The sequence below is a fragment of the Pseudoalteromonas sp. 1CM17D genome, assembly GCF_023161805.1.
Classification (GTDB): Bacteria; Pseudomonadota; Gammaproteobacteria; order Enterobacterales; family Alteromonadaceae; genus Pseudoalteromonas; species Pseudoalteromonas atlantica.
In genome coordinates, this window is record NZ_JALNTP010000002.1 from 71,009 (window position 1) to 84,980 (window position 13,972).

General features: G+C 42.1%; 13 protein-coding genes. 12 read left to right on the top strand and 1 reads right to left on the bottom strand.

What is annotated here, in order from left to right; genetic code table 11:
* The first annotated feature begins 20 nt into the window (after positions 1–20).
* The 9 genes from MSC25_RS03990 (at position 21) to MSC25_RS04030 (ending at position 10,227) form a co-directional block, all read left to right on the top strand.
* Positions 21–479, top strand: coding sequence for a DUF1249 domain-containing protein (locus tag MSC25_RS03990; RefSeq protein ID WP_024031550.1), 459 nt, complete (start codon positions 21–23; stop codon positions 477–479).
* Entirely contained in the window at positions 466–1,251 is a 786-nt protein-coding gene (locus MSC25_RS03995; RefSeq protein ID WP_024031551.1) for a metallophosphoesterase, read from the top strand. Before MSC25_RS03990 ends, MSC25_RS03995 begins: the two co-directional genes overlap by 14 nt.
* The gene (locus MSC25_RS04000) at positions 1,236–1,805 is read left to right on the top strand and encodes a YqiA/YcfP family alpha/beta fold hydrolase (RefSeq protein WP_248442686.1); all 570 of its coding nucleotides are present in this window, start codon (positions 1,236–1,238) and stop codon (positions 1,803–1,805) included. The genes MSC25_RS03995 and MSC25_RS04000 overlap by 16 nt, the downstream gene beginning before the upstream one ends.
* Before the next feature lie 26 nt (positions 1,806–1,831).
* On the top strand, positions 1,832–3,721 hold the full coding sequence (gene parE, locus MSC25_RS04005) for a DNA topoisomerase IV subunit B (protein WP_055254871.1): 1,890 nt from the start codon (positions 1,832–1,834) through the stop codon (positions 3,719–3,721).
* A 30-nt stretch (positions 3,722–3,751) separates the two neighbouring features.
* Positions 3,752–4,846 (top strand): PQQ-dependent sugar dehydrogenase, encoded by a 1,095-nt coding sequence (locus MSC25_RS04010; RefSeq protein WP_248442687.1) that lies wholly within the window; start codon positions 3,752–3,754, stop codon positions 4,844–4,846.
* A 10-nt stretch (positions 4,847–4,856) separates the two neighbouring features.
* Positions 4,857–7,151 carry a DNA topoisomerase IV subunit A gene (gene parC / locus MSC25_RS04015; RefSeq protein ID WP_248442690.1) on the top strand — a complete coding sequence of 765 codons (2,295 nt, stop codon included), beginning with the start codon at positions 4,857–4,859 and terminating at the stop codon, positions 7,149–7,151.
* 169 nt (positions 7,152–7,320) lie between these two features.
* Complete coding sequence (locus tag MSC25_RS04020) at positions 7,321–8,034, top strand: 1-acylglycerol-3-phosphate O-acyltransferase (protein ID WP_029772377.1); 714 nt, start codon at positions 7,321–7,323, stop codon at positions 8,032–8,034.
* Entirely contained in the window at positions 8,034–8,369 is a 336-nt protein-coding gene (gene rraB, locus MSC25_RS04025; RefSeq protein WP_004587970.1) for a ribonuclease E inhibitor RraB, read from the top strand. Before MSC25_RS04020 ends, rraB begins: the two co-directional genes overlap by 1 nt.
* Positions 8,370–9,051: 682 nt before the next feature.
* On the top strand, positions 9,052–10,227 hold the full coding sequence (locus MSC25_RS04030; RefSeq protein ID WP_004587971.1) for a polysaccharide lyase family 7 protein: 1,176 nt from the start codon (positions 9,052–9,054) through the stop codon (positions 10,225–10,227).
* Positions 10,228–10,281: 54 nt separating this feature from the next.
* Here the strand turns inward: MSC25_RS04030 and MSC25_RS04035 are convergent, their stop codons facing one another.
* The gene (locus tag MSC25_RS04035; protein ID WP_029772374.1) at positions 10,282–11,253 is read right to left on the bottom strand and encodes a zinc transporter ZntB; all 972 of its coding nucleotides are present in this window, start codon (positions 11,251–11,253) and stop codon (positions 10,282–10,284) included.
* Positions 11,254–11,531: 278 nt separating this feature from the next.
* Here MSC25_RS04035 and MSC25_RS04040 point away from each other — a divergent pair, with 278 nt between their 5' ends.
* Genes MSC25_RS04040 through MSC25_RS04050 form a run of 3 tightly spaced genes read left to right on the top strand, consistent with a single transcriptional unit; the run spans position 11,532 to position 13,921 of the window.
* Positions 11,532–11,960: an ATP-dependent zinc protease gene (locus MSC25_RS04040; protein ID WP_248442692.1), complete on the top strand. Its 429-nt coding sequence runs from the start codon at positions 11,532–11,534 to the stop codon at positions 11,958–11,960.
* A gap of 10 nt (positions 11,961–11,970) precedes the next feature.
* Positions 11,971–12,876: a 30S ribosomal protein S6--L-glutamate ligase gene (rimK, locus tag MSC25_RS04045; protein WP_004587974.1), complete on the top strand. Its 906-nt coding sequence runs from the start codon at positions 11,971–11,973 to the stop codon at positions 12,874–12,876.
* Positions 12,863–13,921 carry a succinylglutamate desuccinylase/aspartoacylase family protein gene (locus MSC25_RS04050; protein WP_024031557.1) on the top strand — a complete coding sequence of 353 codons (1,059 nt, stop codon included), beginning with the start codon at positions 12,863–12,865 and terminating at the stop codon, positions 13,919–13,921. Before rimK ends, MSC25_RS04050 begins: the two co-directional genes overlap by 14 nt.
* Positions 13,922–13,972: the final 51 nt, after the last annotated feature.

Genomic DNA, 13,972 nt, shown 5'->3' on the forward strand with positions numbered 1-13,972 from the left:
CTTTTTAATACGGCGGTACTTTGACAGCACTTTTAGCAACCCAACGATATATTCAGAGCCTCCCAAAGTACATGACGCTTTGCGAGCATAATTACGTACGTCTTTCAAAGCTATTACCTAAAGAGCGCAGCGCTAATAGTGTGCGTAAAGTTAAATTAGGTCATAGTGAATTTGCCATTATCATTGACGATAGTGCTAAGTACACACTGGATATTTCTATCAAACAGCTAACAGGGATGGTTAAAGGCGTTTCTCCTTTGTATTTAACAGTCAGGCTTTATCAAGATGCAAAAGTGGCTGAAATTATTCACCACGATTACCATCAACGGATAAAGCCATCTTATGGTTATCCAAATCCTAAAATGCACCAAAAAGATGAAAAGTATCAACTTAATGCATTTTTATATGACTGGTTAGTAGCCTGTGTAGAGCATGGCCGAGCAGTACTAAACTGGGATATAAACAATGGCTTGGTTTGATGAACATTATCACTTTAACCGCTCATCGCTGCGTGTTGCGCATATAACCGATAGCCATTTATTTGCCGACCCTAACGCTGAGTACTTTAACGTAAACACCGCCGCGCATTTTGCACAAGCATTAGCGCACATGGCCACGCAGTCATTAGATGCGGTTATATTTGGTGGTGATTTAACACAAGATCATAGTTTTGACTCTTATTTATTATTTGCCGAGCTTATTAATAACGCTGATTTGACCTGCCCAGTATTTTGGGTACCAGGCAATCATGATGAGATTGCCATGCTTAATCGTATCAGTGGTGGGCAAATAGTGTCGGCTAAACGCATTATCGCACAAGGATTTGAGCTGCTACTTATAAACTCAAAAGGCCCTACACCTGCAGGGTGGGTGTCTAGCGAGCACTTAAATGAAATCGCGGATTGTTTAGCAAGTTCGCAATCGCAGCATGTGGTGTTTTGTCATCACAACCCGCTTGCTATTAATGGCTATCTTGATAAACACATGCTTGAAAACGGCCCGCAGTTATTAAACGTGTTAGTTAATAGCGCTAATGTAGCGGCGTTGCTGCACGGTCATGTGCATAATCACTATACGCAAACTTTTAGAGAGCTGAGTATTTATGCAACGCCCGCCAGTTCGGTGCAATTTACAAAAAATTGCCCGCAATGGCAGCAAGAAAACCACGGCCCCGCTTATCGAATGTTGCATTTAACTACACAGGACAATGCTTTAACAGTTAAAACGGATGTTGTATGGTTAAACGCGTAATTTATATTCATGGCTTTAATAGTTCTGAAAAATCATATAAAGCTGTGCGCTTTGGCGAGCTTATGGCAAACTATGACGTTGACTATTGCGTACCGCGTTTAAATCACGAGCCCTTACAAGCTATTTTACAGCTTGAGCATTTATTAACGCCAGATACCGCGTTACTTGGGAGCTCACTAGGTGGGTTTTATGCCACCTACTTGTCGCAGCGTTATAACCTGCGAGCAGCATTAATAAACCCAGCAGTAGCACCGTTTAACTTATTAGCGCCGCTTATTGGCCACAATTATAATCCGTATCAAGATTATCATTATGAGTTAAATACCAGCCACATGGATGCTTTAAAAGCATTGTATGTGCCTAAATTAGCATCCCCCGAATTGCTCTATTTGTTGCAGCAAACGGGAGATGAAGTGTTAAATTATCAACACGCAGTAAATTACTTTTCACAATGCAAACAGTTAGTTGAGTTTGGTGGCGATCACAGCTTTGTTGGTTTTGAACGCACCTTAGATAGTATTGTAGAGTTTCTTAAATTACCTAAAACAAATTAGCCTAAGCGCATATAAAGATAAAAATTATGAGTCAGCAAAATTATAACGCCGAAGCCATTGAGGTTCTCAATGGATTAGAGCCGGTAAAACGCCGCCCTGGTATGTATACCGACACGGTACGTCCAAATCATTTAGGCCAAGAGGTTATCGATAACAGTGTCGATGAAGCCATGGCGGGCCATGCCACTAAAATTGATGTGATCTTACACGAAGATAACTCTCTTGAAGTTATAGACGATGGCCGTGGTATGCCTATAGATATTCACCCTGAGGAAGGTATTCCTGGGGTGGAGCTGATTTTTACCAAGCTGCATGCAGGTGGTAAATTCTCTAACAAAAACTATCAGTTTTCGGGCGGTTTACACGGGGTAGGTATTTCGGTTGTAAATGCGTTATCGCACCGTGTTGAAGTAACGGTAAGGCGCGACGCTCAACAATTTAGAATGGCCTTTGAAAATGGCGATAAAGTTGAAGACTTAAATGTCATTGGTACTGTTGGTAAGCGCAACACCGGTACAACCGTTCGATTTTGGCCCGATGCGAGTTACTTTGACTCAGCTAACTTTTCAATTACTAAATTAAACCACCTATTAAAAGCTAAAGCGGTTTTATGCCCAGGCTTGCGCATTAAGTTTGTTAATAAGCAAACTAAAGAAACGCAAGAATGGTTTTACGAAACAGGTTTAAAGGATTACTTAATTGAAGCTGTTAAAGGCTTTGAAGTACTTCCAAAAGACCCATTTGTAGGCGAGTTTTCAAGCTCGATTGAAGGGGCTGATTGGGCTGTTGTATGGCAACCTGAAGGCGGCGAGTCGATTGCTGAGAGCTATGTAAACCTTATTCCTACCGCACAAGGTGGTACACACGTAAATGGTTTGCGCCAAGGCTTACTTGAAGCAATGCGCGAATTTTGTGAATTTAGAAACTTATTACCGCGTGGCGTAAAGCTTACCCCAGATGATATTTGGGAGCGCTGTAGCTATGTGTTATCGGTAAAAATGCAAGATCCACAATTTGCCGGCCAAACCAAAGAAAAGCTTTCTTCTCGCTCATGTGCAGCGTTTGTATCGGGTGTGGTTAAAGACTCATTTAGCTTATGGTTAAACGAGCACACAGACACTGCAGAATTGCTTGCAGAACTGTGTATTTCAAATGCACAGCGCCGATTGCGAGCGGCGAAAAAAGTAGTGCGTAAACGCGTTACCTCAGGCCCTGCGTTACCCGGTAAACTAACCGACTGTAGTGCCGCCGATAACGACCGTACCGAACTATTTTTGGTAGAGGGTGACTCAGCAGGTGGCTCGGCTAAGCAGGCGCGCGATCGTGAGTTTCAGGCAATAATGCCACTGCGCGGTAAAATTTTGAATACGTGGGAAGTTGAATCAGGGCAAATATTAGCCTCGCAAGAGGTGCATGATATTTCGGTGGCGCTGGGTATTGACCCAGACTCAACTGATTTAACCGGCCTGCGTTATAATAAAATTTGTATATTGGCCGATGCTGACTCGGATGGACTACACATTGCCACCTTATTGTGTGCTTTGTTTGTGCGTCATTTTCCGCAACTGGTTAAAACAGGGCATGTATACGTGGCTATGCCACCACTGTTTAGAATCGACATTGGTAAAGAGGTGTATTACGCCCTCGATGAAGATGAAAAAACAGGTATTTTGGCCCGCATAGAAGCAGAGAAAAAACGCGGTAAAGTAAACGTGCAACGATTTAAAGGGCTGGGCGAAATGAACCCGCTGCAGCTGCGCGAAACGACAATGGACCCAAACACTCGCCGCTTAGTGCAACTTACGCTAGATGAAGAAGAGCAAACATTAGAAATGATGGATATGCTACTTGCTAAAAAGCGCTCGTCAGACAGACGCCAGTGGCTAGAAGATCACGGTAATAAAGCACAGGTATAATAAGCTTGTGTTTAACACTTGGAGAGGCAAATGAATAAAATACTAGGAAGTTTATTATTGCTTGGCTTAACAACAGCCCCAGCAATGGCAAAAGACATACTAGACAAACTCACCGTAGCACCTGGGTTTGAGGTAAGCTTATTTGCTGATGATGTGGAAAATGCACGCCAAATAGCAGTATCAAAAAAAGGCATTGTTTACGCAGGTTCGCGCAAAGCAGGAAATGTGTATGCGTTAATCGATCATAACAGTGATGGCGTAGCAGATAAAAAAATGGTGATTGCTGAGGGGCTAAATATGCCCTCGGGATTAGCAATTAAAGATGGCGATTTATACGTAGGTGAAGTACACCGTATTATTCGCTTTAAAAACGTAGACACGCAGTTAAAAGACCCTAAATTTGACGTAGTTTACAACGCGTTGCCATCGGATCGTCACCACGGGTGGAAGTTTTTACGCTTTGCACCCACCGGAGAGCTTATTATTCCGGTTGGTGTTCCGTGTAATATATGCGCCGAAGATGAGCGTTACGGGCGTATTTTTGCACTTGATGTAGAAACCAAACAAATTAAAACAATAGTCCAAGGGGTACGCAACTCAGTGGGGTTTGACTTTCATCCAAGCACGCAAGCATTATGGTTTAGTGATAACGGCCGCGACATGATGGGTGATGATATTCCACCTGATGAAATTAACCGCGTAAGTAAAGAAAACGAGCATTTTGGTTTTCCTTACGTTCACGCCGGTGCCATTGCAGATCCTGAGTTTGGTAAAGGTAAAAACATTAGCGACTACAGCCCGCCAGCGCTTGCGCTAGGTGCTCACGTTGCGCCACTTGGCATTCATTTTTATACCGGTAAACAGTTCCCAGGCTCTTACAAAGAGCAGCTATTTGTTGCTGAACATGGCTCGTGGAATCGTACTAAAAAGTCAGGTTATAAAGTGGCTGTAGCCAATGTAGAGCAAGGGCGTATTACTAAATACACGCCATTTATTACCGGCTTTATGCATAACGAAACAACCTTTGGACGCCCAGTTGCATTTGCACAATTAAATGACGGCAGTCTGCTAATAAGCGACGATTACGCAAACGTGATCTACCGCGTAAGCTATAAGAAAAACTAGGTAAGCTTTAATGAGTGATACAGATACCTTGCTAATGCAAGGAATTGAACAACAAACAATGGGGCGTTTTACCGAAGACGCCTACTTAAATTACTCTATGTACGTAATTATGGACCGTGCATTACCGCATGTTGGTGATGGTTTAAAACCGGTTCAACGTCGTATTATTTATGCTATGAGCGAGCTGGGTTTATCGGCCGCTGCTAAATATAAAAAATCGGCTCGTACGGTAGGTGATGTATTAGGTAAATACCACCCACATGGCGACAGTGCCTGTTACGAGGCTATGGTATTAATGGCGCAGCCGTTTTCTTACCGTTACCCATTAGTCGATGGGCAAGGTAACTGGGGGGCAGCAGATGACCCTAAATCGTTTGCAGCAATGCGTTATACCGAAGCACGCTTATCAAAGTTCTCTGAGGTATTACTTAAAGAGCTAGGCCAAGGCACCGTTGATTGGACGCCAAACTTTGACGGCACCATGGACGAGCCATTAGTATTACCGGCGCGCTTACCGCATATTTTGTTAAATGGCGTAACGGGTATTGCAGTAGGTATGGCAACCGATATTCCACCACATAATGTGCGTGAAGTAGCCAGTGCCTGTTGTTTATTACTTGATAAGCCTAAAACCGAGCTTGATGAGTTACTTGAGCTTGTGCACGCACCTGATTATCCAACCGACGCTGAAATAATTACCCCAAAAGCCGATATTCATAAAATATACAAAACCGGCCGAGGCTCAATTAAAATGCGCGCGGTGTATACTGAAGAGCATGGCGATATTGTTATTACTGCACTACCGCATCAGTGTTCAGGGGCTAAGGTGCTTGAGCAAATCGCAGCGCAAATGAATGCTAAAAAGCTGCCAATGGTCGCTGATTTACGAGATGAGTCTGATCACGAAAATCCAACCCGTATTGTGATTGTACCGCGTTCAAACCGCATTAAAGCTGAACCGTTAATGGCGCACTTATTTGCCACCACCGACCTTGAAAAAAACTACCGTGTAAACTTAAACATGCTAGGCCTTGATGGCCGCCCGCAAGTAAAAGACCTACGCAGTATTTTATCTGAGTGGCTAACGTTTAGACGCGAAACAGTACGTAGGCGCTTACAGCACCGTTTAGATAAAGTACTGGCACGATTGCATATTTTAGAAGGTTTACTTGCTGCCTTTTTAAATATTGATGAAGTAATTGAAATTATTCGCACAGAAGATAAACCAAAACCTGTGTTGATGGAGCGCTTTGATTTAACCGATACTCAAGCCGAAGCCATTTTAGAATTAAAACTTCGTCATTTAGCAAAACTAGAAGAATTTAAAATACGTGGCGAGCAAGATGAGCTGGCCAAAGAACGTGACAAGTTAGAGCAAACGCTTGGCTCAGACCGTCGTATGTCAACGCTTCTTAAAAAAGAAATTCAAGAAGCGGCCGACATGTATGGCGACGATCGCCGCTCACCTGTTATTGAGCGCGTAGAAGCTAAAGCACTGAGTGAAAAAGATTTAATTCCTTCAGAGTCGGTAACAGTCGTGCTTTCTGATAAAGGCTGGGCACGTGTTGGTAAAGGCCATGACATTGATGTAGAAGGGCTTAATTACCGTGCTGGCGATGAATACAAAGCCTCCGCTAAGGGTAAGAGTAATCAGCCTGCGGTATTTTTAGACTCAGCAGGGCGTGCATTTGCAACCGATGCGCACAGCTTGCCATCGGCACGTAGCCAGGGCGAACCAATGACTGGGCGCTTTAACCTCACCACTGGAGCTAATTTTGAGCACGTGGTAATGGGTGAAGACAATCAAGTGCTACTTATGGCCTCTGACGCGGGTTATGGTTTTATTACTGACTTTAAAGACCTAGTAAGTAAAAATAAAAACGGTAAAGCCTTGGTGAGCGTGCCTAAGGGCGGAATTTTACTCTCACCAATCAGAGTAAATGATGTAGCAACCGATTACTGCATGGCCATTTCGAACGAAGGGCGCATGCTGTTATTCCCACTGCGCGACTTACCAAAACTGGGTAAAGGTAAAGGCAATAAAATTATCTCTATTCCAGGGGCTAAAGTGCAAGCACGTGAAGAGTTTGTCAAAGTGCTGGCGGTGGTACCACAAGGCAGTAGCGTTACCCTTCATGCTGGTAAACGAAAGCTAACGCTTAAACCGAGCGACTTGGAGCATTATCATGGCGAGCGCGGGCGTAGAGGTAATAAGTTACCGCGAGGCTTACAGCGTGTTGATGAAGCAGTGGTGGAGTTTACGCCGGCAGATGAGCAAAATGATGACACATTAGCCGAAGAATAAGCCCGAAATATACACCTCTAACGGCCTGCTTTTGCAGGCCGTTTTTGTTTATGCTGTATTTTTCAGCTTACAGCTGTTCGCTATTGTCTCGTGATCGTCATAAAATCACGTTATAATAGTGAAATATGCGTGGCTTATAGCGCATTGCACACACATTTTGGAGAGAAGTTTGTTAGCTGTTATACGTGTTTTAATTATGGTGCTGTTTATATTTTTCAGCTGCGTGTTTGGGTTGTTACTGTCGATTGTGAGACCGTTTCACCCTAATAATGTGCATGTGATAGCCGGCTGGTTTGGCTCAATGGCTAAAATGTTAGGGGTTAAACTTGTCCTTAAACGCCACCCTGATGCGCTCAATATTGGCCCTGCGGTTTACCTATCAAACCATCAAAACAATTACGATTTATTTACTGTATCGGCTATGGTGCCTGAAAACTGCGTTAGCTTAGGCAAAAAAAGCTTAAAGTGGATCCCATTTTTTGGACAACTTTACTGGTTGTCGGGCAACATATTGATTGATAGAGCTAATCGCTCAAAAGCGGCAGGTACAATTTCAAAAGCCGCTGAAAAAATTAAACAAAAAGGCCTATCTATTTGGGTATTTCCCGAAGGTACAAGAAGCTATGGCCGCGGTTTACTGCCATTTAAAACCGGCGCATTTCACACTGCTTTAAGCGCAGATGTACCCATAGTGCCGGTATGTATGAGCACAACTGATAAAACTATTAAGCTAAACCGCTGGGATAATGGTACAATTTACATTGAAATGTTAGCGCCTATATCACTTGATAAAAAAGTGAGTGCCCGTGAACAGGCCACCCAAGTGCATAGTATTATGGCTGCTAAAATAACTGAATTAGATGCTCAAGCGAGAGATAAATAATGGAAAACTGGCGTGAAATAAGTGAAGACATCGTAAGTTCACTACTTGAAGATGGCTCTGATCCTGAAATACTTTATGAAGTTGAGCATCATTTTGTATGCGAAGATTTTAGCAAATTAGAGCAAGCGGCACTGGCTGCCTTTAAATTAGGCTACGATGTTGAAGAACCGGCAGAGCTTGAGCTAGAAGATGGCAGCAAAATTTGGAGCTTTGATATTGTAGTCGAAGCTGAGCTAGACGTTGAAGTTATAATGGAAGACGTTGATAAACTTGCAGCGCTAGCTGTTGAGTGTGACGTTGAATACGACGGTTGGGGCACTTACTTTCAAGAGTAAGGCGTTAGCTAGTTGATAAAGGCGAGCATTTATATATGCTCGCTTTTTTTTGTGCACAGAGTAAACATGACTCTTTAAATCGCAGCCTATTTTCAGATATTAATTCATTTTTAGTGTAGTGGCGCATTAATACCCCCTTTATTTTGCCTTATTTAACGGCAAAAATTTAATACTTTTCGTGTTACCAATTTTATTTTTGTTATAACCAATTATTATCTTTCATATAAAAAACTTAATTCTCCTTAATTTATTCATTAAAAGTTAAGCTTGTTCATATTCCTATTGGTAATAGGGCTTATTTCGACGTACTACTTATTCATTAAATTGAAAAAATATTTTTATTTATTGCTAACCTGTCCCTAATATATAACCTGTTGAATAGTTATAACTATTTACAAGTTGTAAATGCAATATTTAATAAAACTAATACTTATTTGCTATTACATCCTCTGTTGACATATTGGTAACAAAAAATATAGCCTTTAGCTCGCCATATGGCATTAATATTGGTAAGGCCAATTTAAGGGTTTTAGATTGATTTTTGTAACCCGAGTGTTCTTGCCAAATCTATTCATACACAAAAATAGAAACCTGTTTACACAGGGTGATCTAAGTTTTAGTGACTGACACAAAACTAGGTAGTTAGGTTATTTTTATATTCAGGTTTAAAGGAATAAAGATAATGATTAACCATAAAAAACTGTTTTTTTACAGCGCAATTGCGACAAGTTCAGCGCTATCTCATGCTGCAACAATTAATAATGCAGGCTTTGAAAGTGGCTTTAGTAACTGGAACGAAACCGACCCAGCCGCTATTTCTTCAGATGCTTACAGTGGCTCAAAATCGTTAAAAATTCAGGGCAGTCCAGCACGGGTTTATCAAGTGGTAGATATACAGCCTAACACTGAATACACCCTAAGTGCTTATGTGCTGGGTAAAGGGCAAATTGGTGTAAACGATTTAAATGGTTTATTTAAAAACCAAACCTTTAATGTTTCTTCGTGGACTAAAGTAACAAAAACATTTACCTCAGCAAACACCAATTCACTTCAGGTTTTTGCTAAACATTACAACAACACCAGCGATGTAAGGTTTGATAATTTTGCCTTGGTTGAGGGCAGCGGCAGTAATGATGGTGGCTCAGATGGCGGCAGCGATAACTCAAATGGTTCAACAATTCCTAGCAGCATAACCAGTGGTAGCATTTTTGATTTAGAAGGTGATAACCCAAATCCTCTCGTTGACGATAGCACCTTAGTGTTTGTGCCGTTAGAGGCACAACATATTACGCCTAATGGTAATGGCTGGCGTCATGAGTATAAGGTTAAAGAAAGTTTACGCGTTGCTATGACTCAAACCTATGAAGTGTTCGAAGCTACGGTAAAAGTTGAGATGTCTGATGGCGGAAAAACAATTATATCGCAGCACCATGCTAGCGATACCGGCACTATATCTAAAGTGTATGTGTCGGATACTGATGAATCGGGCTTTAATGATAGCGTAGCGAACAACGGAATTTTTGATGTGTACGTACGTTTACGTAATACCAGCGGTAATGAAGAAAAATTTGCTTTGGGTACAATGACCAGCGGTGAGACATTTAACTTGCGGGTAGTTAATAACTACGGCGATGTAGAGGTTACGGCATTCGGTAACTCGTTCGGTATACCAGTAGAGGATGATTCGCAGTCATACTTTAAGTTTGGTAACTACCTGCAATCGCAAGACCCATACACATTAGACAAATGTGGTGAGGCCGGAAACTCTAACTCGTTTAAAAACTGTTTTGAGGATTTAGGCATTACAGAGTCAAAAGTGACGATGACCAATGTGAGTTATACGCGCGAAACTAATTAATTAGTGACTTATTATGGCCACTCAATTGAGTGGCCATAATAAAAAAACTTTATTTTATAACCATTTTTTATTTTTAAAGTACACGCCAATACCGCCAGTAAGCACAATTAAAAAAATCACAAATGCACTAAATGCATAAGGGTTTTCGGTACCTGGTATGCCACCTACATTTACCCCTAAAAGGCCCGTTAAAAAGCCCAGTGGTAAAAAAAGCGCAGCCACAACCGACATTACATACATGCGTTGATTTAATTGCTCAGACACTTGGTTAGTAATGGTTTGCTGAATAATTTGCGCACGCTCTATGGCGCTATCTAGCTCTTCTAAATAACGAATAAGTAAGTTAGTGGTTTCGTTTAGCTTTGCTTTATCTTCATCTAAAAGCCAGGGGTAATGGTTATTTACCATTAAACTCAACGCTTCTTTTTGCGGTTTTAAGTAACGCTTTAAGGCAATAGTTTGACGGCGTAGTTGAGATAAACCTTGGTTATCAAACTTTTTACTTGGCTCGTCTATTTCTTCTTCAAATTCATCCAGGGTTTCATCAAGCGTATCAATGACACTTTGCATGCGTGATGTCAGTTTTTGCGTAATAGAGCCGACCAACTCTGATATTGAGCATGGGCCGTGGCCAGCATTAAGCTCTGCTAATATATCTTGAATCGAAAGTAAGCGACGTTTGCGCGTTGTGATAACCACAGATTCGCTAATAAATAAACGAATTGACACCATGTCCTCAGGGCTTTGCGCTGGGTTTAAATTTACACCACGCAAAAACAGCATATGGCCATTGGTACTAGGTGTTAAGCGAGGGCGAGTTTCATCAGCAATAAGCGAATCAAGCTCAAAGTCGGTAAGGTGAGCCTGGCTTTTAAGCCACGTTACTGCCTCGCTTTGGCTGTAGTCCATATGTATCCACAGTTTACCTTGGCTAGGGTGCCAGTTATTTAAATCGCGGGTGTTTTCTATGGCGTGCGCGCCGCCTTTTTCATCAAGCACCAGTGCATGCAGTAAACCATTAATCATATTTTAAACTCATATAATAGTGTATTTTTAATACAGTTAACTATAGTGTATCTGCATAGTGCTTTACAAACTTACCTTAACTTTTAATAAGTTAGCGTTAAGGTAAAACCTATATGCAGGCTTTAATTGCTAAATAAGGCACTAAACAGCAAGGCGCGCATTGTGTGATTAGTTCCTATAAAAGATCAATTTAATTTACTCATCGACTAGATAAATTTATTTCGCTGGTGTTTTTTGCGCCGTAGCGTATAAGTCACTTTTTTATTAAAGGCACATTTATGACAGCAAAGTTAACTGTTGGTTGGCGTGAGTGGTTAAGTTTACCCGAGCTTGGCATCGAAAAGATAAAAGCAAAAGTTGATACTGGCGCCCGCACTTCATGTATTCATGCAATTAACATTGAAGAGTACGAAGAAGACGGTGAAAAGTGGGTGAAATTTATAGCCCAGCCTTTGCAAGACGATGAGCAAACACGCATTACTTGCAAAGCAAAGGTTAAAAAAATTAAGGCCGTAACCAGCTCTAGTGGGCAAAAAGAGTTGCGCTACTTTATAGAAACAACATTGCATGCAGGGCAGCACAGCTGGCCAATAGAAGTTACTTTAACGAGTAGAGCAACCATGAAGTTTAGAATGTTACTAGGGCGTACAGCCATGGAAAATCGTATAGTCGTTGATCCGGCTTTATCTCATTTATTAGATAGTTAAGGTTTTAACTATGAAAATTGGTATTTTATCTCGCAACAGAAATTTATATTCAACGCGTCGCTTAATTGAAGCGGCAGAGGCACGCGGTCACGAGGTAAAGGTGATTGATGCGCTTCGTTGCTATATGAATATAAACTCAGAACAGCCAGAAATTCACTACCGTGGTGAAAATTTAAAAGATTTTGACGCCATTGTTCCGCGTATTGGTGCATCGGTGACGTTTTATGGTTGCTCTGTTTTACGTCAGTTCGAAATGATGGGGGTTTATCCTGTTAACGAATCGGTGGCTATTTCTCGTTCGCGCGATAAATTACGCTCACTTCAGCTGTTATCACGTAAAGGGGTAGGCATGCCGGTAACCGGTTTTGCCAGCAAACCAGATGACGTTAAAGACTTACTAGAAATGGTAGGCGGTGCTCCGGTTGTTATTAAATTACTTGAAGGCACACAAGGCATTGGTGTTGTACTTGCTGAAACACGTAAAGCGGCTGAAAGTGTTATTGAAGCGTTTATGGGTTTAAAAGCCAATATTATGGTTCAAGAATACATTAAAGAAGCCGGCGGGGCCGACATTCGTTGTTTTGTATTAGGCGATAAAGTAATAGCGGCCATGAAGCGCCAAGCGCAAGAAGGTGAGTTTCGCTCAAACCTTCACCGTGGTGGTAGCGCTACATTAGTACGCATAACCCCAGAAGAGCGTAAAACCGCCGTTGCTGCAGCAAAAGCAATGGGCTTAAATGTAGCGGGCGTTGATTTACTTCGCTCATCTCGTGGGCCGTTGGTAATGGAAGTAAACTCTTCTCCAGGCCTTGAAGGGATTGAAGTGGCAACAGGTAAAGATATTGCCGGTATGGTGATTGATTTCATCGAAAAAAATGCTGCTATAAAAGGAACCGCAACCCGTGGCAAAGGTTAAAATTAATCGTCCTTTTACCTTACTAGGTGAAAGTGTAGGCGTGGGCGAGCGTAAAACCCTTGCCTTAGAGGCTGCTAAACTTTACACCCATTCACCGCTCAATATTCCTATTGAAGTGGTTAATGGTGTAATGGAAGGCCCAGTGCTGATGGTGTGTGCCGCTATTCATGGTGATGAGCTAAATGGTGTAGAAGTTGTTCGCCAGCTGCTCTCTAAAATAGATGCAAGCCAACTGCGCGGAACCATAATTGCTGTGCCGATTGTTAATGTGTTTGGCTTTATTCATAAATCACGTTATTTACCCGATAGACGTGATATGAACCGCAGCTTTCCAGGCTCTGAGCGTGGATCGCTAGCGGGGCGTATGGCACATATGTTTTTTAATCAGGTGGCGGTACATTGTACCCACATTATTGATTTACATACGGGGGCTATTCACCGAACTAACTTACCGCAAATACGTGCTAACTTAGATGATGAAGCAACCGCTGATATGGCCAAAGCATTCGGTACGCCAGCGGTTATAAATGCATCCCTTCGTAATGGCTCATTACGTAGTGAAGCCGCTAATTTAGGTATACCGGTTATTACTTACGAAGCCGGTGAAGCCTTACGCTTTGACCCTATTGCCATTGCAGCAGGTGTGCAGGGTGTGGATTATGTGATGCGGCATTTAAAAATGATCCGCGGCAAACGTCCTAAAAAGCTGCCCGATCCTATTATTGCAGGGTCTACAAGTTGGATACGCGCTGAGGTAGATGGCATTGTACGTGCACAAGTATCGCTAGGTGAACACGTAGAAAAAGGCCAAGTGCTGGCGTACATAAGTAGCCCATTAGGTGATGCCGAACTTGAGCTTTTAGCGCCTAAAGGCGGTATTGTGATAGGCCAGCAAACTATGCCATTAGTAAACGAAGGGGATGCGGTATTCCACCTTGCTTACTTTGCAAATGATAACAGCTTAGTAGAGCAGCAATTAGAGCATTTTATTGACGAAATAAATGATTTAGATGAAGAGCTTAAAACAGCTGAGCTAAATAATTAGCATTATGTTAGCTAGTAAAAAGCCGCAGTGAGGTTTGCCTTACTGCGGCTT